This window comes from Metallosphaera cuprina Ar-4 (assembly GCF_000204925.1).
GTDB lineage: Archaea > Thermoproteota > Thermoprotei_A > Sulfolobales > Sulfolobaceae > Metallosphaera > Metallosphaera cuprina.
On sequence record NC_015435.1, the window covers coordinates 1,448,236 to 1,471,984 of the forward strand.

At 41.8% G+C, this 23,749-nt stretch carries 24 protein-coding genes and 1 pseudogene; 17 read left to right on the plus strand and 8 right to left on the minus strand.

Annotated features, from left to right (window positions below; translation table 11 throughout):
• Positions 1 to 3: 3 nt before the first annotated feature.
• On the plus strand, positions 4 to 300 hold the full coding sequence (locus MCUP_RS07510; RefSeq protein WP_013738197.1) for an antibiotic biosynthesis monooxygenase family protein: 297 nt from the start codon (positions 4 to 6) through the stop codon (positions 298 to 300).
• A gap of 5 nt (positions 301 to 305) precedes the next feature.
• On the opposite strand, the gene MCUP_RS07515 is transcribed toward MCUP_RS07510, so the two are convergent.
• Positions 306 to 1,034, minus strand: a complete 729-nt coding sequence (locus MCUP_RS07515) for a 5-formyltetrahydrofolate cyclo-ligase (protein ID WP_013738198.1) — start codon at positions 1,032 to 1,034, stop codon at positions 306 to 308.
• Entirely contained in the window at positions 1,018 to 1,938 is a 921-nt protein-coding gene (speB, locus tag MCUP_RS07520; protein ID WP_013738199.1) for an agmatinase, read from the minus strand. The genes MCUP_RS07515 and speB overlap by 17 nt, the downstream gene beginning before the upstream one ends.
• Positions 1,939 to 2,163: 225 nt before the next feature.
• Here speB and cpsA point away from each other — a divergent pair, with 225 nt between their 5' ends.
• The gene (gene cpsA / locus MCUP_RS07525) at positions 2,164 to 3,339 is read left to right on the plus strand and encodes a carboxypeptidase CpsA (protein ID WP_013738200.1); all 1,176 of its coding nucleotides are present in this window, start codon (positions 2,164 to 2,166) and stop codon (positions 3,337 to 3,339) included.
• Here the strand turns inward: cpsA and MCUP_RS07530 are convergent, their stop codons facing one another.
• On the minus strand, positions 3,340 to 3,849 hold the full coding sequence (locus MCUP_RS07530; RefSeq protein ID WP_013738201.1) for a TRASH domain-containing protein: 510 nt from the start codon (positions 3,847 to 3,849) through the stop codon (positions 3,340 to 3,342).
• A 116-nt stretch (positions 3,850 to 3,965) separates the two neighbouring features.
• Here MCUP_RS07530 and MCUP_RS09905 point away from each other — a divergent pair, with 116 nt between their 5' ends.
• Together MCUP_RS09905 and MCUP_RS07535 are read left to right on the plus strand one after the other, a co-directional pair.
• Positions 3,966 to 4,133, plus strand: coding sequence for a YHS domain-containing protein (locus MCUP_RS09905; RefSeq protein WP_013738202.1), 168 nt, complete (start codon positions 3,966 to 3,968; stop codon positions 4,131 to 4,133).
• A complete protein-coding gene (locus MCUP_RS07535; RefSeq protein WP_013738203.1) occupies positions 4,123 to 6,360 on the plus strand; it encodes a heavy metal translocating P-type ATPase in 2,238 nt (745 codons plus the stop codon). Before MCUP_RS09905 ends, MCUP_RS07535 begins: the two co-directional genes overlap by 11 nt.
• A gap of 149 nt (positions 6,361 to 6,509) precedes the next feature.
• Here the strand turns inward: MCUP_RS07535 and MCUP_RS07540 are convergent, their stop codons facing one another.
• Together MCUP_RS07540 and MCUP_RS07545 are read right to left on the minus strand one after the other, a co-directional pair.
• Positions 6,510 to 7,292, minus strand: coding sequence for a hypothetical protein (locus MCUP_RS07540; protein WP_013738204.1), 783 nt, complete (start codon positions 7,290 to 7,292; stop codon positions 6,510 to 6,512).
• A gap of 140 nt (positions 7,293 to 7,432) precedes the next feature.
• The gene (locus tag MCUP_RS07545; protein WP_013738205.1) at positions 7,433 to 8,044 is read right to left on the minus strand and encodes an arsenate reductase (azurin) small subunit; all 612 of its coding nucleotides are present in this window, start codon (positions 8,042 to 8,044) and stop codon (positions 7,433 to 7,435) included.
• 227 nt (positions 8,045 to 8,271) lie between these two features.
• Here MCUP_RS07545 and MCUP_RS07550 point away from each other — a divergent pair, with 227 nt between their 5' ends.
• The 8 genes from MCUP_RS07550 (at position 8,272) to MCUP_RS09780 (ending at position 16,878) form a co-directional block, all read left to right on the plus strand.
• Entirely contained in the window at positions 8,272 to 9,069 is a 798-nt protein-coding gene (locus tag MCUP_RS07550) for a hypothetical protein (protein ID WP_048057594.1), read from the plus strand.
• Between the two features lie 91 nt (positions 9,070 to 9,160).
• Positions 9,161 to 9,829 carry a sulfocyanin-like copper-binding protein gene (locus MCUP_RS07555; protein WP_048057595.1) on the plus strand — a complete coding sequence of 223 codons (669 nt, stop codon included), beginning with the start codon at positions 9,161 to 9,163 and terminating at the stop codon, positions 9,827 to 9,829.
• A 134-nt stretch (positions 9,830 to 9,963) separates the two neighbouring features.
• Positions 9,964 to 10,095 carry a hypothetical protein gene (locus MCUP_RS10190; RefSeq protein WP_258167319.1) on the plus strand — a complete coding sequence of 44 codons (132 nt, stop codon included), beginning with the start codon at positions 9,964 to 9,966 and terminating at the stop codon, positions 10,093 to 10,095.
• A 92-nt stretch (positions 10,096 to 10,187) separates the two neighbouring features.
• A complete protein-coding gene (gene soxA, locus MCUP_RS07560) occupies positions 10,188 to 10,724 on the plus strand; it encodes a proton pump complex quinol oxidase subunit SoxA (RefSeq protein ID WP_148230921.1) in 537 nt (178 codons plus the stop codon).
• Positions 10,725 to 12,299: a proton pump complex quinol oxidase subunit SoxB gene (gene soxB / locus MCUP_RS07565; RefSeq protein WP_013738210.1), complete on the plus strand. Its 1,575-nt coding sequence runs from the start codon at positions 10,725 to 10,727 to the stop codon at positions 12,297 to 12,299.
• Between the two features lie 46 nt (positions 12,300 to 12,345).
• Positions 12,346 to 12,909: a DUF1404 domain-containing protein gene (locus MCUP_RS07570; RefSeq protein ID WP_048057596.1), complete on the plus strand. Its 564-nt coding sequence runs from the start codon at positions 12,346 to 12,348 to the stop codon at positions 12,907 to 12,909.
• Positions 12,910 to 13,006: 97 nt separating this feature from the next.
• Entirely contained in the window at positions 13,007 to 16,339 is a 3,333-nt protein-coding gene (locus tag MCUP_RS07575; protein ID WP_013738212.1) for a molybdopterin dinucleotide binding domain-containing protein, read from the plus strand.
• 104 nt (positions 16,340 to 16,443) lie between these two features.
• Positions 16,444 to 16,878 carry an ankyrin repeat domain-containing protein gene (locus tag MCUP_RS09780; RefSeq protein ID WP_052296643.1) on the plus strand — a complete coding sequence of 145 codons (435 nt, stop codon included), beginning with the start codon at positions 16,444 to 16,446 and terminating at the stop codon, positions 16,876 to 16,878.
• 5 nt (positions 16,879 to 16,883) lie between these two features.
• Here MCUP_RS09780 and MCUP_RS07585 read toward each other — a convergent pair whose 3' ends face one another.
• Positions 16,884 to 18,026 (minus strand): NAD(P)/FAD-dependent oxidoreductase, encoded by a 1,143-nt coding sequence (locus MCUP_RS07585; protein WP_013738214.1) that lies wholly within the window; start codon positions 18,024 to 18,026, stop codon positions 16,884 to 16,886.
• A gap of 715 nt (positions 18,027 to 18,741) precedes the next feature.
• Here MCUP_RS07585 and MCUP_RS07590 point away from each other — a divergent pair.
• Entirely contained in the window at positions 18,742 to 19,881 is a 1,140-nt protein-coding gene (locus tag MCUP_RS07590; protein WP_048057597.1) for an MFS transporter, read from the plus strand.
• 634 nt (positions 19,882 to 20,515) lie between these two features.
• Here MCUP_RS07590 and MCUP_RS07600 read toward each other — a convergent pair.
• Positions 20,516 to 20,770: pseudogene (locus MCUP_RS07600) on the minus strand (selenium-binding protein SBP56-related protein); the annotation flags it as partial.
• 26 nt (positions 20,771 to 20,796) lie between these two features.
• On the opposite strand from MCUP_RS07600, the gene MCUP_RS07605 reads away from it, so the two are divergent.
• The 4 genes from MCUP_RS07605 to MCUP_RS10195 all read left to right on the plus strand — a co-directional run bounded on the left by MCUP_RS07605 (position 20,797) and on the right by MCUP_RS10195 (position 22,729).
• Positions 20,797 to 21,132: a hypothetical protein gene (locus MCUP_RS07605; RefSeq protein WP_048057598.1), complete on the plus strand. Its 336-nt coding sequence runs from the start codon at positions 20,797 to 20,799 to the stop codon at positions 21,130 to 21,132.
• A gap of 9 nt (positions 21,133 to 21,141) precedes the next feature.
• Complete coding sequence (locus tag MCUP_RS07610; protein WP_013738219.1) at positions 21,142 to 22,137, plus strand: CBS domain-containing protein; 996 nt, start codon at positions 21,142 to 21,144, stop codon at positions 22,135 to 22,137.
• 129 nt (positions 22,138 to 22,266) lie between these two features.
• Positions 22,267 to 22,593 carry a ribbon-helix-helix domain-containing protein gene (locus tag MCUP_RS07615; RefSeq protein ID WP_013738220.1) on the plus strand — a complete coding sequence of 109 codons (327 nt, stop codon included), beginning with the start codon at positions 22,267 to 22,269 and terminating at the stop codon, positions 22,591 to 22,593.
• A 7-nt stretch (positions 22,594 to 22,600) separates the two neighbouring features.
• Positions 22,601 to 22,729 carry a hypothetical protein gene (locus MCUP_RS10195; RefSeq protein ID WP_258167320.1) on the plus strand — a complete coding sequence of 43 codons (129 nt, stop codon included), beginning with the start codon at positions 22,601 to 22,603 and terminating at the stop codon, positions 22,727 to 22,729.
• Positions 22,730 to 22,780: 51 nt separating this feature from the next.
• Here MCUP_RS10195 and MCUP_RS07620 read toward each other — a convergent pair whose 3' ends face one another.
• Positions 22,781 to 23,746, minus strand: a complete 966-nt coding sequence (locus MCUP_RS07620) for an acetamidase/formamidase family protein (RefSeq protein ID WP_013738222.1) — start codon at positions 23,744 to 23,746, stop codon at positions 22,781 to 22,783.
• Positions 23,747 to 23,749: the final 3 nt, after the last annotated feature.

Sequence of the window (23,749 nt, forward strand, 5' to 3'; positions counted from 1 at the left end):
ATCATGATAAACGTTGGCTTCTACTATAAGGTGAAGAAAGGCCATGAGAAAGAGTTCGAAGAGACTTTTCTATCAGTTCTAAAAACGTTAAAAGAATCGTTACCTGGTTTTAGAGACGCAAAGTTATATAAGAACGTTGCAGATCCACAAGAATACTTAATTTACAGCGAATGGGATAACTTAGAGACTTTTAGAGAGTTCATTAAAAGCCGAGCGTTCAAGGAAACGACGTCATATGGAAAGTCTATAATAGACGGAAGGCCAACTCATCGCGTGCTGCAGCAAGTAAACGAATCCTAGAGACCTTATGTTATTAGGTGTAACCTGTTAGTTCTCCTCAAGTACTCCATTAGATATGGTGTATCGTTCACCTTTTCACGTGTGAGATACTCTAGAATTAGCCCTTTAGGTTTCTCTAATCCATCCGTCTTGATTAAGGAACTTTCGGTAGCTATTATGTCTACAGGTACGTCAAAAGGTTCAGAAGGGACATCTGGAACTATCTGGATTGAATGAACGGTTGTGGCCACTGGAGTGGTTTCCTTAACTTTTCCCTGTTCTCTGAGAATTGCGTATTCAAGTTCACTGTAGCCTTCACCCTTTCCGACCCTGTTCCCCCTTGGAGAGACAGCTACCGAGCCGACGACTACCAAATCTATTACCGGTATGTCATCCAGCCGAACGTTCTCTCCGTATCTGGAGAAGTTAACGATCTTGGAAGCCTCTCTAGGGTTCCCCCAGGCCTTCTCAGAAAAAAGGAAGAACTCTCCTTTGAGCCTTGGGGTAGGAACCAAGAGGATCTTCTTGTCACTAAGAGCTCTCTCCCTAAAAGGAGATTGAGGCGCGTCTGGGTTGGACTTCACAACCTTAGCCTCTTTATACTCCCTAGTCTGAGTGAGATTGTTAGACGCTTTAACGCTCCCCTTGAAATTTGGTATCCTTCCTTTGACAGGTCTAGGAAAGGAAGCTATTCCCTTCTCTTCCATAAGCTTCCATATTCTCTCCCTTATTTCTTGCTTAGCTAGTCTCTCCATTTTTCAATCTCGCCTTTAAACTCATGGCTTCATATATTATGTTCGCCCCAAGCATGGAGGTTAGCTCACTAACGTCGTAGGGAGGTGAGATCTCAACTACGTCAAATCCTACAAGCTGAACGTTCAAAGACCTAATGATCTCTAGGGCCTCGAAGGAGGACAACCCTCCTACCTCTGGAGTTCCAGTTCCTGGAGCGAACGCTGGATCTACAACGTCTATGTCAAAGGAAATGTATGTAGGACCCTTTAAGGTCGAGATCTCCTGGATCACTCTGTTTAGGTCAAGTTTAACTTCCCTTATGGTGAACGAGGAGATACCTAGCCTTTTGCCATCCTCTACGTCCTCGTGGGAGAAGAGAGAACCTCTTATCCCTATCTGGATCACTCTGTTCAATAGGCCCTCCTCTAAGGATCTCCTCAGCCAAGTACCGTGATCATACTTCTTCCCCCAATGAGAGTCCCAAAAATCATAGTGGGAATCGAAGTGAATGAGGTTCACTTTACCATGAACCCTTTTTACTGTCCTGAGAATCGGAAGTGTAATTGAATGGTCTCCACCTACGAGGAAGAGTGTTGACCTCTTCATGTACTCAGTTAGAGTTTCCTCTATCCTCTCCATAGTCTCCTCTATATGGCCAGGAATAACATCTACGTCTCCCCCGTCACACACGTTTAGCTCATCTAATGGGTAGACTTTCTGAAAGGGATTGTATGGCCTCAGGAGTCTCGATCCGTCTCTCACCCCCATTGGTCCGAATCTGGCTCCTGGCCTATAAGTGGTCGCATCGTCAAAGGGTATTCCCATAAAGATAGCCTCTGGCCTCTCATCTCCGCACGTTGGCAATCTTGCAAAGGTCGAAATCTGAGAGAACCTGGGAGACTTTAACGCATCTATTTGTCTCATACGCTAAGATTGTATCATGAAAATAAATAAGATAATGATAGTTTTTAGTTGTAGTTGTGGTTCGAAGTTCGAACTTCATTGTTTACAAATAAATTATTGAATTGAACTTTTTATTCAAACTTGACTCTTCTTTAACGAAACTGTTTCTCAGCTTAAAGCGAAACTGAGGAACCCTTGAACGAAGTCGAATCGAACCTTTTTATCCTCCTATATATTAAATTCGTTATGGAACCATATCAGATCTTAGAGGAGGCGAAAAAGATTGAGTCAAAGGTCATAGAACTGAGGAGAACGATCCATGCCTATCCTGAGCTCTCTTATCAAGAACATAGGACCGCAGGACTTGTCTCGGACTTCCTTAGGGGGTTAGGAGTGGAGGTTCATGAGAACGTAGGACTAAAAACTGCGGTCATGGGAGTGATAAGGGGGAAAAGAAAGGGGGTGTTAGCTCTAAGGGCGGATATGGATGCCCTTCCCTTAAATGAGGAAACGGGACTTCCTTTCTCCTCTAAAGTTCCTGGGGTTATGCACGCTTGTGGACATGACGCCCACACAGCGATGTTATTGGGAGTTGCTTCAATATTAACTAAACATCTAGACGAAATTGGAGAGGTGAGGCTTCTCTTTCAACCTGCCGAGGAAGATGGGGGGAGAGGCGGAGCCCTTCCAATGATAGAGGCGGGCGTGATGAACGGAGTGGATTACGTGTTCGGATTACACGTCATGTCAGGTTACCCTAGTGGGGTTTTAGCTACTAGAGAAGGACCACTAATGGCCAGACCAGACTCTTTTAAGGTTGAGATAGTTGGGAGAGGCGGACACGGATCCGCTCCTCACGAAACTATAGACCCAGTTTACATATCAGCCCTGATCATTAACGCAATTCAAGGTATCAGATCTAGGCAGGTCAACCCATTAGAACCTTTCGTCTTATCTGTTACTAGCGTTCACTCTGGAACGAAAGATAACATAATACCTGACAGAGCAATGATGGAGGGAACGATAAGGACTCTAAACGACAACGTTAGGGAGGCAGTCATAAGGTCCTTTCAAGACGTCGTGAAAGGGATATGTGAAGCCTACGGCGCTCAGTGCAGGATCGAATTCAAGGAAAATCCATACCCAGTAACAGTAAACGATCCTGAGACTACCAGAGAGGTGAAGGAAGTTCTAGCTCAGATCCCTGGAGTTGAAGTAAGAGACGTTCCTCCAGTGTTAGGAGGTGAGGATTTCTCCAGGTTCCTCCAGAGGGCTAAGGGCTCCTTTATCTTCCTAGGAACTAGAAACGAAAGGGAAAACATAGTGTATCCAAATCACAGCTCAAAGTTTACAGTTGATGAGAGCTCGCTCAAGATAGGAGTGACCTCACTATCCCTCCTAGCAATGAGGTTCTCTAGATAGTTAGCTTACTACATTAAGTTTCTTCTCCATTTCAGAGCTACATGCTTTACAGCACGTGTAGTATATCTTTTTCCCTCTTTTCAATAGGATAGGTTCACCTTTGATTTCTCCTCCACAATAGTCGCACACCAGCTTAGATCTCTTAACTTTAGTGAATCCCTCTTTACCAACTGACACGTAATAGCTTGAACTTTTAAGTTTAGACAACAAGTCAACCATTTGTTCCATTCTCGCCTCCATTATCACGAGATATTTTCCATCGATCAGTTTATAGCACGCGAAACCATTAGGGCAGTTCTCACTTATCGAGAACACGGTTAACTTGTCCTTTTCATAGTACTCAACAGTGAACTTAACTCCCTTCTCTCGAAGGGATTGGATTGCCTTAGCTACAGACGTCCTACTCACTCCTAGCTCCTTAGCTATCTTGCTTGCGCTCATTCTAGAGTCCTCTCTGAGGTAACTCAGAACTTTGTATTCTAATTCCGTTAATTCGTTTTCGTTTGTCACTTTCTCACCGTTACTTTTAACATCGATGTGACACAATTTTATCTTTATCCGTGAAACAATGGTAAATGTAAACGATGGATATTTTAACTTTAGCACGTTTAATAAATTGATGTAAAATGATGGATCCGGTATGTGGAATGGAGGTGAACGAAACCACTAACCTGAAGACTATGTATAAGGGTAAGATGTATTACTTTTGTAGTTCTCATTGTAAATCAGCGTTTGAAAAGGATCCCGAGGCCTACCTAAAGGGTGGGCCAAAGGGGATGCCACATGGACACTAAGGAAGGCCTGAGGCTCAAGAAGGAACAGGAGCTCAAGATCCTAGGAATGCATTGTGCAACCTGCGAAGTCACAGTCTCAAGAGCTATTTCTGGCGTGAACGGAGTTAAGAACACTAAGGTCAACTTAGCTAGCGGGAACGCGATAGTCGAGATGGAAGGAGGAAAGTTAGCTGATGTAGTGAAGGCCGTAAGGAAAGCTGGATATGACGTAGTTACTCAAAAACTTATATTAAACGTTAAAATGAGAGAGGAGGAGGGACATAAGGTAAGGGAAATCCTTGAGGACATAGATGGAGTGATATCTGCTAAGGTGAACTCTGCCTCAGGGTTAGCTGTCGTAGAGTTAAACCCGTTATCCACCTCCTCTGATAAGGTTGTAGAGGAGCTCAAGAAGCATGGATATTTGGCAGAGGTGAGCGCTGATAAGGTGACTAGGACTAGTTACCTTAGGGAGCTCTTGATGAAGCTTTTGATAGCAGCTGTTGTTTCTCCTTTAACTTTAATTCAAGTCCCGTTGCTTCAGCTGATATTTTCTATACCAGTCGTCTTCTATTCAGGATCAATTTTTCATCGCGGTGCGTTCAGGGCAATTAAGAATAGGACTACTAACATGGACGTTCTGGTATCGCTATCCTCTCTCACAGCATGGTTTTACAGCTTCGTTTCATTTCTCTTTATTCATTCTGGATACTTCTTTGACGCAGCATCCTTTCTAATTACGTTTATCTTAGCGGGAAAAGCGTTAGAAGCTTACATAAAGGAGAGATCCAGCAGCGAAGTTATCGAGTTGAAAACGATTAAAGCAACTAAGGAAAACGGAGAAGTTGTGGACTCTAAGAACCTTAAAGTGGGCGACTTAGTAGTAGTTAAGTCAGGAGAGCTGATACCTGCAGACGGAGTGGTAGAGTTCGGTGAAGGCTTCGTTGACCAGTCCATCTATACAGGTGAAACTGAGCCGGTGAAGAGAGTCAGGGGCGATCCTGTAATAGGAGGTTCCACCCTGATTACCGGTTACTTAAAGGTCTACGTAACTAGAGCAGGGGACAGAACGTACATATCTCAGGTGGTAGAAGCGTTGAGAGAAGCTGAGGTAGTTAGACTCCCTATTCAGAATTTGGTCGATAGGATATCCTCGATATTCGTCCCTTCAATAATAGCTCTATCTATACTAACCTTCCTCATATGGTTCTATCCCCTTCATCAACCTTTGTACTTCTCCACGCTTATAGCGATAGCCGTTCTGGCTTCGGCTTGTCCGTGCGGTTTCGGCCTAGCTACCCCAATGGCTGTAATGGTAGGTATTAGGAAATTGCTCAAGAAAGGTATAGTAATAAGAAACGGAGAGAGTTTGGAGAGATTAAAAGAAGTGAAAACTTTTGTGTTCGACAAAACCGGTACACTAACTAAGGGCGACATAAAACTTGAGAGGTATGTAGAGTACTTGCCAGGTGCACTTCAAAAAGCTTCAGCCTTAGAAAGCATGAGTAATCATCCTGTGAGTAAGACCATATCATCGCTGTATAAAGGAGAACATAAGGTTGAGAGTTACACGGAGCTGGATGGAGGGATTTACGGAAAAGTAGATGGGTCTGAAGTGCTGATAGGTAAACGAGAGTTAATAAGGAATAATTGTGAGGGGCAACCTCAAGGGGACATATCGATATGTGTTGGATGGAAAGTGGCGGCAGATATCTGGTTAACTGATGAGTTGAGGGAAGGCGTAAAGGACCTGATTGATGAACTGAAGGAAAGATATAAGGTTATCATAGCCACTGGTGACTCTAGCAACTTCGCTGATAGGATATCTCGCGAACTTGGAGTGGAACTAAGGAAGGGCTTAAGTCCTGAAGATAAGGTGGAGTTAATTAACGAATTGAAAAAATCTGGACCCGTGGCGTTTGTGGGGGACGGAGTGAACGACGCTCAGGCAATTAAGGCAGCAGACGTAGGCATAGCGGTTTCTACAGGCACGGATTTAGCTAAATACGCTGGAGATATAATAGTCCCTAACATCAGCTCAATAAGGTCATTAATTGGACAGACCGGCAGGACCGTTAGGAAAATAAAGGAGAACATAGCGTGGGCTCTAACTTATAACGCTATTTTGGTGCCCATAGCTGCCGGGGCTCTTTATCCAATACTAGGTATCACTCTTCAACCTGAATACGCTGCGTTAGGAATGGCTATGAATAGCGTGAGTGTGGTGTTATGGAGTTTCGTCCAGTGATACGTTAGTGAATCGGAGCGTACACTACCATGAAGTTGTAAACATCGAAGACGATCATTGCTGCAGTACCAGCGAAAATTAAGGTTAAGATTGCTTTTCCCAATTTATTCATTTTATTCACCTAAAGTGAGAAACGTTATTCTTAATTATTAAGCTTTTCCCCTTTCTATAGAGCCCGTTTTAGGGCTTATCCTCATCTCTTTGGGAGGTCTTGGCATTAAAGTCCTAAAATGGAAGAACAATCCTATTGCAGTTATGGGAGGTAAGAGAACGTATGCCAGGAGCAAAGCAAAATCTCCGAACGGATAGGATAGGATAACTCCGGCTTCAGGTACTACACCGCTAATTAGTAAAGGTAACGAAATGCAGCAACTCCCTCCTCCTAACACTCCTAAGAGGGGAGCCAGGAGGACTACCCTCATTCTCTTAAGGAGCCCAAACAGGTTCTTAACTCTCAGTATTGTAGACGATACCAAGGTAGCAACGATCAAGCCCATGATCACAGCGTAAAGTGATAACTCTATGTAGAAGATAGGCGGTATGCCAATAACTAAAGAAGGATTGAAAATTAAGTTATAAACGGAGGCGAGCAGAGCGTTACCGTAGAACTGGGTATATGAAAGAGTGAAAAATGGAGAACTTATGGAGAACAGTTGACCGTACACGTCTGTTAATAGCTTCTCTAGAGCTATACTATAAACAAATAAGTGAACAATTAAATATGAGAAAAACAAGACGAATGAGTTTAATCTCCTGTTCGACTTTAAAACAAGTATCGGTTTATTAAGAGCTGAAAATGAAATGACTAGTATTGAACTCCAGAAAAGTATACTACCAAGAATCGAGATAACTTCATTAAACCTGGTCTCTCCTATGTATGTGAGACCTAAGCCAAGAAAGACTAAGGTCAACCTGTAAATCGTTTTAGTCATATAGAGTAAACTTATGTGAGATATTAAAAAGTTTTATCTTTTCAAATTATTTTTTTCTTCAAATATCTCATAGTGAAGAAACTCGGACCGTTTCATAGCTAAAACTAGCCCAGAATCGCTCCTACAGATTTTCCAGGCCGTTAGGAGCTCTCGGGAGAGGCTTGAGCTATGTTATCGTATACCCCGTAAAGCAACCTGTTGAACCCTAAAGCGTATATGTTACCGGTGTTGCTGTCGTATTCCAAGATTATCTGTGGAAGGAACTGATTTGGATGACCCATCACCTGCATCCCTCCTCTAGTGAAATCGTATTGGGAGTAATGATAGGGGCACACTCCACAGTTAGTTGTAGGATCGTACTGAACTGGTCCGCCCATATGGACACAAACGTTACTGAAAGCTACAACATCACCATTAGGACCTACACCACCTATTGATTTAACGCCCGTCCTTACTACAGTAATGGTGTATCCCATGTAAGACGTCGTCACTGGCTTTCCCACACTTAAAGAGTTATAATTTGCTATCAGCTGCTTCTGGTAAGTTTGCTGAACCTGAACTGTCTTAGTAACGGTTTCCGTTTTGGTAACTATCTCGGGCTGTTTCTCTATGACCGTCTCCTTTAGAAGCCTAGGGAAGGCATTACCACCTATTACTATGCCCGCGGCTACGCCGGCTACAGCTGCAGCTCCACCTATAACTACCGCTCTCCTGTTGGGATCAACGGAGCCTTTATCTTTGTCCTTGCTCATTTTCACTCTCGATAAAAAAGGATGTTTTTACTTAAATAAAAATTAGCATATATGATTGGGCAAACATATTTGTTTAAAGAATATTTATTAAATTAAGTTTATATTTAAATAATTAGCTAAAGTTTAAATTGTTGTAACTACCAGGTGCAGGCGAAGTCTTACCTCTGAGCTAAGAATCTCCAATTAAGACAAAAACATAATATTTACGATTCACCAAATCCATATTTATGAGGTTAGGACCGAAAACCTTGGTTGCATTTGTTCTATATCTGATTAGCTTCACTACTTACGTTATTACCTACGAGACTGAGGCTCTCATTCCGTTCTCTGTCATTTCGTCATTTGCCTTTTGGATTGGAGTTGGTCTGACAATACCGACTTCGTTCTATTACACAACGTTCGTAAAGGTAAAGAAAGGTCTTCCCTACCTATTAACAATGTCAACCTATCTTCTTTTTCACGTGCTTCTTTATGGAATTTTCTATAACGTTATACTGACTGAAGGTCTAGGACAAAAGATATTGTTCTACCCTTTCTTTTCGCTCGGCTTTGGCGTGGCAGTACCCACTTCTCCTCCGCTTTTTCTGTATTGGGTCTCCACATCCCCTGGATTTTGGACCTTTATAGGACCCTTCGAGAGCGATACCACTCCTTACTCCTTATTTGTTGGAATCATTTTATCCCTCCTACTCGGAGCTAACGTAGTAACGTTATTAAAGCTAAGAACACTGATAAAGGATGTTAAAAAATCACTTCTAACCCTAACGGCAATACCTACTCTGGCTATAGTTTCAGGAACTTCCTGTTGTTTGTCATTACCATCAATAGTTCTCTACGTGATTGGAATCGCTTCAGGCTCTATTTATTCCATACTCGGGATTATCGCTTCTCCAATCTTTTTTGCGCTATCTTATTACGGATTACCGTTGGCTTCAGTTGCACTTCTACTAGTAAACCTAAGGGATATGAATAGATGGACCAGAAAGATAGAGACTTATCTGGCCGTAAAGGGGAGAAGTTCATAATTACAGTTAACATAACGTTTCTTTCGTAAATCTTTAAACTTATTGTTATGACGAAAAGATTTAAAAACATTTTAAAAACATTTTATCCACAATGGCTAAGTTAGATACCCCTATGATAGCGGCTATAGTGATAGCCATCATTCTAGTGGCTGTCGCTGTTTACTACGTAGCCGTTAGATCTTCAGCTCCTATAAACGTTGGTAATGTGACTGAGACCCTCCCTCCCATTACATCAAACGAAACTGTCACAACATCTAATGTGACAACTCCAACAACCACTAACGTCACTACTCCACCTTCTACATCAATACCTCCTAACGCAAAGCCCTTACCTTACAACGCTGCTAACAAAACGGTTTTCCTATATGTGGTAGCATCAAGCTCAGGTCAACCCTTCAATTTCAATGGGACAAGTGATGGTCAGCTTCACTTCTACATCCCTGCAGGTTGGACTGTACTAGTGTATTTCACTAATCAAGAAGGTTTAGAGCATAACTTCCTAATAGTACAAAACACTACCGCAACTCCAGGAGACGATGTGGGTCAAGATGGGACTATACTTTTGGCAGCTGGCACCACTACGTCAAATTACTTAAATCAAGGCATATCGAGTGGCCAAACCGCTTCTGCTTCGACCACATTGCCTGCTGGGATCTACTGGTTCGCATGCGGGATTAGCGGTCATGCTGCTGCTGGAATGTGGGGAGTAATAGTCTCCTCAAGTTCAATCTCTACTCCATATTATGTCATCCAAAGTTAATTTTTTTATACTTTAAGATATAAATTTTAGAAATATAAACTTCATGACTAAGTTTTTTATTAAATAACAAGAGTCATAATGAAAGAAAAGTTTTTATTTGTTTTTGTTATTCTCACTTTAGATCTGAAATGTTTGTGGATCTAGCTTCGACGTACGCGTCGGTAGGAAGCATAGGGTTTGAAGATATATTTGGGTTCAGCTTAGCTGGAATTGCCGTAATTGGGGGGATAGTATTCTATCTGTTAATGAGGAGAAACGCTCTCTAACGATTTTTATTACATATATAAAACGATCTTAATATCGTAATAAAGGAGAAAAGCTTTTTAACTTTTTATAATTTCTTATGTATTGATCCAAGTTGTCAGAGCATAGAGATTGGGAGAAGATTTGGTTTATCGTGATGCTCTTGATCGTAGTAGCTTTCGTTGGTTATTCGTTTTTTGGGATTGCTACCGGGAGTACTGCAACTTACAGATATGGTTTACCTCTGGAAAGCGGAGTTCCCAAGCCACTACCCAACGGAACAGTTATAATTTACATGGAAGGTGTACAATGGGCATGGGTTCCCCAAAACGCGACTGAAATAGTTTATTCATCGAACGGCACTCAGATTTCATTACCTGTTTCAAACCAGGTCATCACCTATGTTAACGGTTTCCCTTACATCAAAGTGATGCCTAATCAACCTGTTGAGATGATTCTATACAGTAATAACGTAGTTCACGCATTTTACATTAGACTTCCTCACGGTCCGCAGAACGTTAATATAGTTCCCGGGATAAACAGCTATTCGTTTTTCTTCGCTCCATCAACTCCAGGCAATTACACTTTTCACTGCGCTGAGTACTGTGGAATAGGGCATTCGTACATGTATGGTTTTCTATGGGTGATGTAAGTGAGGGGTCCTAGAACCACATTAGGCATATCTTTGTTATATACTGCAGGAGGGCTAGCTTGGCTAGCCGCTATGGGTATAGCTGCGCTCTGGTTTAGAACGATACTATTGAGTCCTCACGTCAATCAGGCTGCTGGATATGCGATAGCCCCTCTTTATTATTTCCTAGTAACGTTTCACGGACAAGCAGCGATGATGATGATAGTTGAGGATATAACCCTGTCCGTATTTGCGTTCTCGCTGTATAAAAGTAACATGTCATTGAGCAAGTATAAGTTGCTCACCCTAGCTTTCTTTATGATAAACATACCGATGATAATAACGTTCATAGGAGGTCCAACCACTGGTTGGTATATGTACCCACCACTGTCTCTACAACTAGGCAGTTGGATATTTTTCGGTTCGTTCCCTGCATCAACAGCAACTAAACTGATTGGGTTAGCCTATTTCATGATGTTTATTAACGCATTGGGAACTGTCATAGCGTCAATAACTATGTTTACAGATGGATATAAGTCTAGACCTAGGGAAGGCAAGATCCCAATCTTCGCAGCTTACGGTATGGCCTTCGGTGGAGCCCTAATCTTCATCACCGAGATCGCATTAGCGGTAGCAGAATTGTGGTATGTTCTGTACTTCTGGGCCTCTGTTCCTGTAAATCCCTTGACCTGGGTAGTCCTGTTCTGGTTCTGGGGTCATCCAGTAGTCTATTATGCGCCATTTGCTATTTTCGGCGGTCTATATTATTACATACCAAAGTTCTCTGGCAGACCACTCTACAGCGATAAGTGGGCTAGATACAACATAATTCTCCTTTTCACGTTCAGCATGTTAGTGTGGGTGCACCATTTGCAGACCTGGCCTCTTCCCGTAGTTTTAAGGGTCTTCATAACTCCCTCAACCCTGATTTTAGCTTCAGGCTCCGGTCTCACCGTACTTAATTTAGGACTAACCATAGCGACAGGCAAATCGTATAACTGGAAAGACCCGAGTGGTCTTATAGCTTTAATAGCTTTAATAGGTTTCATTTTGGCAGGACTGCAAGCGTTAATTCTACCAATAAATCCGCTTGACGTTATAGTTCACAACACGTATTATATAGTTGGTCACTTTCATCTTATGATATGGACTATAATAGTTGTGGGATACTTAGCGATAGTGCTTGACATGCTTAAATCAAAAATGGGAGGAGCGACTTTAACAAGTCTTGGATCTGGTATGATATCTGGCGGTGTGATAATGTGGACTATAGGAGCCTTCCTTCTAGGTTATACCATGAGCGTGGCAGGTTATGAGGGATTGATAAGGAGATGGGTAGCGTATCCAGTAAGGTTCCTGTCCTACATGGACTGGATGACAATGTTCGCTATGATAATGGGCGCCAGTTTCGTGATGTATGCCATTCCAGTAATTTTCTCATTGTTAGGAGTTAAAACTTCCGCTTTCTGGGAGGTTTCAGGGACGACAGGAATAGCCTCAGGTCCAACTCCCGGTTTGATGTCAAGTGATGATTCCCCTTCCTCAATTAAGGCAACCGATAGCTCTAAAGATCATAAAAATCTAAGAGCCGATTAAATAGTTTAAACAAAACTTTTTTATTTTATTATGAGGTATAATTTTCATGATATCATACAATGGAGCTCGAGGAAATCGCAAGTTTCTCGCTGTTCCCGTTGTTCTCCTTGTTCTTTTCATTAACCCGTTTGTGGAGAACCTTCAATCTGTAAATCCGGTCATTTTCATGCTTGATCATTACGCTATGTTCTTTGCCGGATCAATAATAGGTTACAAGATGTTTAAGGGCTCTATCTTGGCGTTAACTTTAGGTAGTTTCGTTGCGGTCTTCTGGCATATCCCTCTTACGTTTGCGTTAGCTGCCTCAGATCTCCCCATCAGATTGATATGTGAGGTAACTCTCTTCCTAGGAGGAATATTAGCTGGCTCATATATACCAAGGATGAGCCTAGCCGTGAAAGTAACTTCCCTTGCCCTCTACATGTTAGGTGATACATTTCTAAGCATATTGTTCATAATAGGATCTCCTGAATACTCTAACGTCGACTTCCCTTACCTTAAGTGGGGACCTTCAAGTCTTCCCCTTGTAGGTGTGACGATGTTCGTGGTCATGAACTTAGTTCTCGTCTACGTCATAGTTAGAGTTATGCGAAATATATCTATTTTATGAGAAATACATAAACAAGTAGAAAATGATAAGAGATGATTAACTTGCCATATATATTAAGATTTTTAAATGATAAAACCTTAATCATTCTCGGTTAGCTATGTCTAGTAACTCTAGTCCAGTTTCTAATAAGAGGATTCCCTTACCACCCCCAGACGCGGAGATATACCACGCTACTTGTAGGTTCTGTAACGTAGGTTGTGGATACGACATATTCGTATTCCCGGTCTACAAGGAAGGCGGTCCAGCAAAAGGTCAGAACGCTATCGTATATAACTTAAATGATAAAGTGTTCAACAGGGACCTAACGAACTTCCAGGCCGATTACACGTCACCAGTAATCCCTCTAGGGGCTAATTACGGGACTCCATGGATTGGAGAGGGAATGGTAACAAAGACCGTTAAGTATAACACTACTACAGGAGCTTGGGAACCAGTTTACATATTAGAGGTCCCTAGTTCTGAATGTCCAGTGAACGAAGGGACTTACTCAACTAGAGGAGGAAGGAACGCGCAAAGGAACTGGAGTCCGTTCTCCGACGTCGCTTCAGGATTCTCTATTTACAAATCGAGGATTCAAACTCCTCTCTTGAGATGGAACAACAGCTTTCAGCCGGTGAGTTGGAGCTATGCCATAGAGGTCGCGGCTGGCATTTCCAAATATTATATGGACAATGAGACATTCAACTATCCTGATCCTGTGGGGCCAGGAGCTGTTCAGGTTATGGCAATAAGATCAGATCACGGAGGAGGTCAAGGAGGAGGTGTGTTCAGCAATCTGGCTCCTGGTTTATTCCTTCACATGGGTTTAGCCACTCCTTTTGTTAGGTTCCACTATCAAGTGGCGTTCTCGCTGACCGAAGATGCCCTAATGGAGGCAACTAATGGAAACGGCACAGACACCGCAAGTATGCTAGATATAAGTATAGCAGACACGTTAGTGCTATGGGGAATAAACGAATACTCGACTTCTACGGTCAACTTCATCCAACACATTTTTGATAACATCTCTGGCGCTACGGCCAGTAGAAAGGCACAATGGTTTGACCCAGGAGAGCCAACTCCACCTGGAAACATCATCGTCGTAGAAGCTAGGCCTAACGAGACGGTAAGAGCGGCTGCAGCAAAGCTTGGCATAACGGTAGAGCAGGCTCAAGCCGGAATTACTAATCAAACAGGTAACAATGGAGGAGGTTACATGCTGTACGTCCAGGTCAACCCTGGAACCGACGCTGAGCTAATTAACGCTGTGGCAGCTTACATTTATTACACTTACCCTGACGTTGTTAATCATTTCATTAACTTATATACCTCAGCTAAATCAAACGGTTTCTCCTTCAATTCTCAAACTTATCAATATTACATTGACTACCTTACCTCTAAGTCACTTAGCGAGTGGTTGTCCGAAGCCGAGAGCATAACTGGAGTTCCACAGAACATAATCCAGCAGATGGGAGACCTGATAGCGAAGCCAAAAACGGCTAATGGAAACACGTACTACAAGAGGACCCTTATAGAATTTGAGAAAGGGATTATATGGTCAGGAAACTACACCCCTATATACGCTTTAGCTAACCTGGCTATAATTTCAGGAGCCCTATCTGGTAGGCCCGGATGTGGTACAAGCACGGGCTTCGGTCATCAGAGAGGTGCAGCCTTTCCGCTTCCTCCACCACCTCCGTGGTCCTCAAATCTGAGTCAGGGAAGACAACTATGGATACAGATGAGCTCTTACGTTCCTCAGCAACTTCAGGCTAACGGTCAGGAGGTGAACGCAGCCAATATAGTTAACTTCGTAAAGAACTTCTACAACCAATACACTAGTACACTAGTTCCACAGATATATCAGTTCAACCCCGTGATAGATTATCTGATCTATAGCGGATATGGTAAGGTACTATGGGTGTTCACCGCCGTACCTTATAAGCAAACAATGAGCGGTAGTAAGCTTGGTTTGACTATAGACAATAGAGCTAGGCTTCTACAAGAGTGCGTGGAGAACAGTGTGGGAGCAGGGGTACCTACTAGCTCTATGACCACTCCCTCATCCTCTTACAACGTTTCAGCTGTGAGTCAGACAGTACCTAGTGTACCGTCCCCACAGGACTACGTTAATGCCGTTACAGGATGTTTAGGATCTACGAACGGTGCTCTATTCGTGCTGGGACACGATATTATCTTGAATCAGAACAGACTGTTCGAGAACGCCGCACACCTACTCTTGCCTGCCACTTCTAACCATGGTGAAACTTACGAAATAAGGTGGAACGGACACGATAGGAGATTAAGGCTGGATGACGTCTATCACTCTCCTTTAGGTATGTCTATGCCGGATATTTGGACCTACGCAATGATTGCCTATGTTATCTATCAGAAGTACCAACAAGAAGGAAAGGGTAGCTCTCCACAAGCTATGAGGTTGTATAACGCTTTCAATACTATATGGCAAAGCCTATCCAAACACATGATTCAGAACTCTCAGCCCCTATCCGTCGCTCCATCATACTCGGAGAACTATTACGATTACGATTGGTTTAGTATTTACAACGATCTGTGGAGTTACTACGTCGCGAACGGACCGGTCAACTTCCCATCTTCCGTTTGGCCATATGGGTACTTCGTCCCTCATGCGTTCCCACCAGGATGGTCACAGATTGATCTAAACGATCTTAAGATGGCTAGAACAGTAGGCGTACAACTCCCAATCCTAGGTAAAACTACAAACTCAGACGGAAGTTTCACATTATGGGGATTAGTTAACTACGCTGAGCCTGCCATAAGCGGAAAATTCAGAGTAGAGGCGGTCACAATTAATCCTAACCAATCCATTACCGTAGGTAACACTAGTATCCCACTTATAACAAGAGAGGTGAAATACATATCCATAAACGACGTACAGAGCATGTTTGGCTACTCCTGGGACACTTTGCTAGCTCATGTGATAAACGGATTCACACCGTTCCCCATGCCTTACGTAGGCATATTTGGATACGCTACTCAATTAAAGAGTAAGTATAAGTACTGGGCTAACAACGGAAGGTGGAACATAATATTCCAGTCCGGTTGGACTGATTATCAGATACCTGAAATAGTTCAGAGGGTGCCTATGCCCATCATAGAGATCAGCGCCACAGATGCACAAAATGAGGGCATAAGCAACGGTGATATAATTCAAGTGTATAACGACTTCGGATCACTGGACGGTATAGCATGGATTTCTAACACAGTTACTCCAGGTCAGCTTTTCATAGCTATGGCGTTCGAGGTGAAGCCTGGAGCAAATCAAGTAACTACACCAACGGTTGATCCGGTAACTGATAATCAGATGGTTAAGTGGAGTTGGGTTAACATAAAGAAGATAGGCACCCTGCCGCCCGAGATGAAGGAACAAATCACTCTCGCCCCAGTACAATTTAATGTAAATTCAGGATAAGCTAGATAGTCCTTTTAACTTGATTTCTTTTTTACATTACGCTCCTCACGTGTTTAAGAATCTTTCTAAATAACGTTTAAATAAAACCCTGTTAAAATTAATATATGGATAAATCAATATGTTCCAAAATATTTCAGGAAATAGATCGAGGAAAATTGGACAAGTTTAAACTGCTTGATAAAATAAATCTCCATAAGTGTTTTAGAAACGGGAGAAATCCATTGCATGAAGCTTGTTTTCAAGGTGAGTACTCTATTGTAAAGACTTTATTGGATATGGGATTCGATCCAAATGAACGTGACGAGGAGGGAAACTTACCCATTCATTTAGCCTTTTGTAATGGGAATTACGAAGTGGTAAAGTTGCTCATAGAGAGAGGTGCTGATCCAAACATGAGGGACATTAACGGTTTCACTCTCCTCCACAAGGCGTACTATCTGGGACTCGAATCTCTAATAGACTTTATCGTGAGAAACGGTGGTAAGATGGATGTTCTAGACTCGTTCGGGAGGAGACCTTACGAGTATAAAAGAAGTTGACTCTGTCAGTCCTTTATGCTAGCTCCGTCCTTGACCATAGAGTTTAATCTATCTAACTCTTCCTCAGGCCTGTTCACTGCTACGTATCCAATGGCTGCCTTGTCCTTAACGTAGATTACGGAGAACGAGTCTTTGCTCATATCTCCTTTCACTACGTATTCGTCATATCCTGAAGTTTCCCCTGCAGATTCGATATGTAAGTCAAATATATCAGACCAAACCGTGGAGAGGAAGTCGTAATTCTCCTCGCTCCCCATCATGTTTCTAGCTGCCAATTCGCCGGTATACATGGCGTTGTTCCAATGCTCTATCCTTCTCCTCTTCCCTTTAACTTCAATGTTAGCGACGTCTCCCGAGGCGTAAACGTTAGTTTGATTGGTCTCCAACCTCTCGTTTACAAGTATTCCGTTCCTAGTCGCTATTCCGCTCTTCTCGGCCACCTCCACGTTCGGTGCAATTCCGGTAGCAATAAGGACGAAGTCCTTCACTAATTCTCTTCCATCAGATAAGTAAACCCTAATTTTTTCGCGTTCCTCAACCCCCTTAACAGATTCGTTTAAAATGAAGTTTACCCCTCTTTTTTCAAAGTAGCCTTGAAAGTATCTGGACACTCTCTCATCAACAAAGGTACTCCATATGTAAGGCTTAACCTCCACTACATCTACCTTAATACCTAGCTTAGTTAGACTAGAAGCCACCTCCATACCTATGAACCCTGCACCCACTATCAGGGCGGTTTTAGCTGTGGAGGCCAGTCTCTTTATGTTATCAGCGTCCTCAAGGGTTCTTAGGTATCTAACCTTCTCCCCCTTAAGGTCTAACTTCCTGGGGCTCCCACCCGTAGCTATCAGGGCCTTCTCGAACTCTATCTCATCTCCGTTGTTAAGGAAAGCGATTGAGTTCTGTAACCTTTCCACCATAACGCCTAAAATCACCTTTCCACCATACGCCTCATAAGGCTTGAAAAATAAGGAACTCCTATCGATTTCCCCCCTCATATACTCTTTAGATAAAGGTGGCCTGTCGTAGGGAATCTCCTTGTCGTTTGTTATCATAACTACGTCTTGATTGCTCTCATGTAACTTCTCAAAAGCGTGGTAACCTGAGACGCCACTTCCTATTATGAGGTACTTATGGAAAGTTCTCATAATATGATATAGTCTAAAGAGTTATTATAAGCCTATACTCGTGTAGATCTAGAAGAGGTCCTTATCAGGAATGAGTTAAGAACTTAATGGAAAAAGAGCCAACCTGGCGTTAGACAGCCTCTCAAGGAGCTCCTCGCATCTCACCTTACGCACGTTTCAGCGTGTAAAGAACATCCAACGAGCGAAAAGGAATTAAATACAATTGGTTAACCTTGATTTAGAGATTGAACACTGGAGGTTTTAGAAGCTTCTCACGTCTAGTATGGTTTATTACAAGCTAGCGTTACGATAGTGGATTAACGTTATCCCTAATGCGTTTGGCTGTAGGACAAATTACAAGGACCTGGTTCTAAAGAGCCAAATTTCAAGTTAGTAACTTTGTTAAGATCGTTAAAGCGTAGTATATATATAAATCGTACGACGTATAGGAGGTTAGTCTTAATGATGATAAGTTTCAAATAACATCCGCTCTATACTTTAAATCTTCAAATATCATTAAAAAGCATATAGAGAATATTTAAATCTAAACGTTTCTCCCCCTCCTCAAATTAAGAAAGTTTTTAATGACAGTACCCCCACCGTTGCTTAATGTTCTAAAAATCTCTTTTTAAATAAAAATATTATAAAGGACAAATTATATCTATTAGGGTTTTAAGTCACTTGGACTAACTCTTGAGAAATAGCGTTATTAAATCTTAGGAATATGACAACGAGAATGAATTTAGAAAATAAAATCGCTCTCATCGGCGGGTTCAGATCTTTTGGAGGCTCAATTATATGGCCTTTCATCGGATTCGCTTTGTATAATGTATATGAATTTCCGTTAAGCTTTATCTCAATTTTTTACTTAATTCAGGCTATTGTAACCATTTTAGCCTCGATAAGCGGAGGAATAATTACTGATTACTTAGGTAGAAAGAAGACTATCGTAATTTCTACAATATCATCTTCAATGGTTTTACTATTGGCTTATCTAATAAACGCTCCCTTAGTTGTCTCAAGCGTAGTTTTGATTCAAACCTTCTTTAACACTTTATATAACGTCTCCTCCACTACGATAGTGGGTGATGTATATAAGGGCAAGACTGAATTAGTTAAGGCATTCAGCAGGCAGAGAGTTGGGATAAATGCGGGTTGGGCAATAGGACCTTTGGTCGGAGGTTTCATTTTTACTGACTATGGTTTCAGGACTCTTCTTTTAGCAGCTAGCGTCTTGGTCTTACTACCTTTACCTTTGATAAAGTTCTTGCCAGACTTCAAGGGAGAAGGTCGACTAACGTTTAACCTCAGTAGAGACTTCTTAATTTTCCTCATCCCAACATTCCTAACGTTCACGATAATAGGCCAAGTAGGTTTTGGACTCTTAACATATTATAATTCAGTTTTACATTTTACAGAATTCCAAGTAGGTCTTTTATTCGGCGTCAACGGCCTAATTATAGTGGCGTTACAAGATTTGACAGGAAGGTTGATAAATAAGAGAATTGGGCTTATATCTGTAGGAATGATAATATATGGCATAGGTTACTTTATTGTTTCTCTAGTTACTAATTATTATATCGCGATTTTACAAATGGTTATAATAACAGCCGCTGAAATGATCGTATCACCCCTTTCACAAACCATAGCTAATTCCTTAGCTCATCAGAAAAGCAGGGGAAAGCAAATGGGATTATACAGTATGGTTACTGGTATGGGAAGGATAGCTGGGTCATCGTTAGTGAGCGAGTTAATGATTTATTACCTTTACGCTCCTCAGATATTATGGGGGATGATATCGTCATTAGGGCTCATCTCATCGATCATGTACTACTTTTTCCTTAAAAAGGAACGTGGTTTAATAGCTTCTCTTTAATAGACGTCAGATATAAAATTATAAAGGATATTTAAGATAAATAATAAAACAAGGGGGATAAAAATTAATAAAAATGTTGGAAAGATATCCTTAATGAGTTTTTAAAGTTAAGATGTGAAAGTAAAACTAGTATAGCAACAAGTAAGACTAGGACAACATAGATGTAGTCAAGGTTATATCTGGTAAGCGTTAATAAAAGATTACTATTCTTTATAGAGAAATAGAGGGCAATTTCCCTCACTATTATAACTGTATTGATAACGATCACAAAAGATAATTTGGATAGCATCCAGAGACCTATGAGAAGTGTTGCATTCATTTGTATTAATGAGTTCAAAAATGACCATTTCACTACGTTAGGGATTGATGGTCTCATATTTCCGGTGTAATGCATTATCCTCCCTAGGAAGAGTTTAAATAACGAATGAGTTATAAGCAGATAGGATATAATCAATCTTAAGGACTGAGTATAATCGAAATTAACCAAAAGGATTGTTAGGAAAAAACCAGGCCATAATATAAAAGTCCTGATACTATAGGTACTAGATAGGATTCCCAAACCTTATTAAAGACGTAAAAGTAATAGGAGAAAAGCAATCCCTTGTAAGGATCTAATCCTTCAATTAAACTTACGCTAAGGATAGCAATAAGAATCAGAGGAAGCATCTCCACCCCTTAACCTAACTTGGTGAGCTCTTGCCTCACCGAAGTCTACTAAGAATTCCTTATCAACGGTCAGCCCCCCGTCAGCGTTTAGCTTTACCATCCAACCCTTAAGTCCTTCTGGGTAAAACTGATTATCCCACGTGCCATATAGGGAGTTCGTCACGTAAACTCTCTTACCGTCCCTGCTAATTTCAATCATTTGCGGTCCTCCTGTTAATTCATGAGATCCTTAATCCAACTGGGGTGGGAATGCATAACCAGGAGATATACTCGACCTTCTGGGGGAATCTACTTCATTCGTTAGGAAACGATCCTTTGAACGCTTCTGCAGCCTGGTGGGTATTATTAGTTATGGAAGGTGTGCTAGCATTTGGAACGTATTTAGGAATGAGAGCTTCCAAGATGCTGGCAGATAGTGATGGAGTAAGTAAGTGGACTTACTATGATGTGGTTATGGGATTTGGTATAACCTTCATGTTACTAACGTACTGGATGTCTTCTCCTGCAACGGACACCCTTCCGTTCTATAACCCATATCAAGGGAACCTACTTTATAACCCTCTCAACGCATCTCCGCCATTCTGAGGTGATGACATGGAACCTTTGGTTCTTATTGACGTGGACAGATGCGTGGGCTGTTACATGTGTCAAAGGGCATGTGCATTAGCTCAGTGTATAGAGATTAACGAATCAAGCAGATTAGCCGAGGTGGTGAGGCCAGAAGATTGCACGGGATGTAAGGCTTGCGAGAGAGCCTGTCCCTACGACTGCATCCTAGTATTGAGTGATGAGACAAGCGTGAGTTCAAGGGCTAAAGTTACATTATCTAGGGTAAGGAGGTACGCTTCAAAGAGATTGATAACGGTTGACCCGGAAGAGACGGTGAGGAGAGCTGCGGAGATAATGACGAAAGAAGAGATAGGATCGCTTGTCCTAAACTTCAAAGGAGTGAGAATAGTTACGGAGTCCGACATTTTAGACGCGTGGATTGATGGGAGGGAGAACGATCCTGTAGTACTACATTCAAAGGAGGCTATAACAATAGAAGGAAGCGCTACGGTAGATGAGGCTTTAAGTATCATGCTAGCCAAAAAAATAGGACACCTACCGGTCACTGAAAGAGGGAAACTAACCGGGATGTTATCTATAAGAGACGCATTGAGGAGCGCGTCAATGACTTCTCCTATAAATATTGAGGGATTACTTCCGATAAATCCCAAGGAGAAGGTTGGTAGGTTCTCCTTTAACGTACCCATTTTAGAAATTGTCACCAATAGGGAAGCATATCATACCCTAAAGAACGGAGGGCTGAAAGCAACAGTTGTAAAGGAGCTGGACAGAGTAGGATTGATATCAATTAGAGATCTTACGAGGGCTTTAGCTGATAGGAGATTATTAGAGGATAGGATACAACCGAGATGGGTAAAGCCTATTTCGGCAGAGGAGCCATTATCTAAAGCGTTACCCCTTATGATGGAACACAATATTAGACACCTGCCAGTCGTTTCAAACGCCGATATAAAGATGATAGACGTTAAGGAGATAGCCAAACAAGTGGTCTGGGTAAAGTCAAAGGTCATCAAGCTTTAATTAATCTTATTTTATTAATTCTTATGTCTTCTATTAAAAAATCTATATAGTCAACTTTTTAATACATCTACACAAAAATAGGTCATATTTTAACAAAGTTTATTAACTTGGAAATAAACTCTACCCTAAATGAAGGTAGTCTCGTTTAAAGTAGAAAAGGTAACTGCTGAGAGGGCCTGGAACATAATAAGGAGAGATAAGGGTAGACTCTCCAACGCAATTAGGGAGAGAGTAGAGAGAATAATAAAATATGACATGCCCTTAGTTCCCACTTCAAGGGAGGGAAAGCACGTTATAGTTACCGTGAAGATACCTGAGGAGTTGTTTCAGCAGATTCAAAAGTTCATAAAAGAGAGGGGAGTCACTCAAAGCGAGTTGTTTAGGTCCGCTCTTTACTTATTTATAGAGGATAACAAAACCAAATTAGATGAGATTAACTCACTATCCTTACCTTAAAATTAACTTGATACCGAGAAAAGCCTTCTCCTCTAAAGCGCTAGGATTTGGAAGTTACACAACCTCATTGCACTGGACAACGAACGTATTTGGAGATAAATGCAAATCAGAGTGGAAAAATCCCTTAGACATGTGACAATATTAATAGGAAAACAGCTTCGATCCAAAAGACCGCCTACGATATAGACTAGACTACACGTAATTTAGGCCTTACGTCCTCTGGGAATATATCCTTGGGTAGATATGCAGTTACTATCCAATTTGGTACGTCGACGACCTGGCTGATCCTCATGTCCACCGCCACACTAGCTAACATGTAACCCTCAACTGGAGACATGAATCTGGAAAGAACTGATATGATTCCCTTAATGGCCTTTTTCCCTGCTTCCCATAGATTCGAATCTATCCCTGGATAAGCTAGATATTCTTTAAATTCGGAGTCTCTTACGGAATAAGTTTCAAATAGTGGTTGATTAAGTTCACTATCCTTATGTAAGGAAACCCTCAGCTTTACGTCCATTGGAGCCTCTATGGCTGTTCCGCACACTTCTCCATCACCTTGAGCTACATGTGTGTCCCCTAATGATAACAAACCACCCTTGACGAAAACCGGCAAGTATATTTTACTGCCCTTAGTTAAATGCTTAATATCCATGTTTCCTCCGTTCTCTCGAGGAGGGATCGTACTGAATCTCCCACGAGTTGATAACGCTGTTCCTATAACTCCAGGGAAAGGTCTAGGAGGTACACTGATTTCAATGTCTCCAAACTTAGCGATTGCGTTAGATCCTACCTTCCATATTTTAAGAGCCGGACCAGCCAAGTCTATCGGGGCTGTATAGTTTTCGTTTGCTAGGAAACCAAAACCAGGTAAAACTCCGGTCCAACCCCATCCCTTAGTTTCAAAGTCAATGATCTCAATCTCCAAGGCATCTCCGGGCTCCGCTCCCTCAATCTCTATCGGCCCAGTAAGTGGATGAATCCTTGAGATGTCCAACTTATTAAGATCTGAGGGAACTGACGATGGAGTTACCTGACCGTCTGAGGCGTCTTTAGATTCAACGATAACAGTCTCTCCAGGTTTAATAGATATGACAGGCTTGAGGGAGTTATCCCACTTGTTATGAGATAGGCCAGAATGTATAGTGTACATAAG

Bases quoted from the DNA above. Each gene is read 5' to 3' on its own strand.
- MCUP_RS07510 (WP_013738197.1), top strand. From the start codon at position 4: ATGATAAACGTTGGCTTCTACTATAAGGTGAAGAAAGGCCATGAGAAA.
- MCUP_RS07515 (WP_013738198.1), bottom strand. From the start codon at position 1,034: ATGGAGAGACTAGCTAAGCAAGAAATAAGGGAGAGAATATGGAAGCTT.
- speB (WP_013738199.1), bottom strand. From the start codon at position 1,938: ATGAGACAAATAGATGCGTTAAAGTCTCCCAGGTTCTCTCAGATTTCG.
- cpsA (WP_013738200.1), top strand. From the start codon at position 2,164: ATGGAACCATATCAGATCTTAGAGGAGGCGAAAAAGATTGAGTCAAAG.
- MCUP_RS09905 (WP_013738202.1), top strand. From the start codon at position 3,966: ATGATGGATCCGGTATGTGGAATGGAGGTGAACGAAACCACTAACCTG.
- MCUP_RS07535 (WP_013738203.1), top strand. From the start codon at position 4,123: ATGGACACTAAGGAAGGCCTGAGGCTCAAGAAGGAACAGGAGCTCAAG.
- MCUP_RS07540 (WP_013738204.1), bottom strand. From the start codon at position 7,292: ATGACTAAAACGATTTACAGGTTGACCTTAGTCTTTCTTGGCTTAGGT.
- MCUP_RS07545 (WP_013738205.1), bottom strand. From the start codon at position 8,044: ATGAGCAAGGACAAAGATAAAGGCTCCGTTGATCCCAACAGGAGAGCG.
- MCUP_RS07550 (WP_048057594.1), top strand. From the start codon at position 8,272: ATGAGGTTAGGACCGAAAACCTTGGTTGCATTTGTTCTATATCTGATT.
- MCUP_RS07555 (WP_048057595.1), top strand. From the start codon at position 9,161: ATGGCTAAGTTAGATACCCCTATGATAGCGGCTATAGTGATAGCCATC.
- MCUP_RS07570 (WP_048057596.1), top strand. From the start codon at position 12,346: ATGATATCATACAATGGAGCTCGAGGAAATCGCAAGTTTCTCGCTGTT.
- MCUP_RS07575 (WP_013738212.1), top strand. From the start codon at position 13,007: ATGTCTAGTAACTCTAGTCCAGTTTCTAATAAGAGGATTCCCTTACCA.
- MCUP_RS09780 (WP_052296643.1), top strand. From the start codon at position 16,444: ATGGATAAATCAATATGTTCCAAAATATTTCAGGAAATAGATCGAGGA.
- MCUP_RS07585 (WP_013738214.1), bottom strand. From the start codon at position 18,026: ATGAGAACTTTCCATAAGTACCTCATAATAGGAAGTGGCGTCTCAGGT.
- MCUP_RS07590 (WP_048057597.1), top strand. From the start codon at position 18,742: ATGAATTTAGAAAATAAAATCGCTCTCATCGGCGGGTTCAGATCTTTT.
- MCUP_RS07605 (WP_048057598.1), top strand. From the start codon at position 20,797: ATGCATAACCAGGAGATATACTCGACCTTCTGGGGGAATCTACTTCAT.
- MCUP_RS07610 (WP_013738219.1), top strand. From the start codon at position 21,142: ATGGAACCTTTGGTTCTTATTGACGTGGACAGATGCGTGGGCTGTTAC.
- MCUP_RS07615 (WP_013738220.1), top strand. From the start codon at position 22,267: ATGAAGGTAGTCTCGTTTAAAGTAGAAAAGGTAACTGCTGAGAGGGCC.
- MCUP_RS07620 (WP_013738222.1), bottom strand. From the start codon at position 23,746: ATGTACACTATACATTCTGGCCTATCTCATAACAAGTGGGATAACTCC.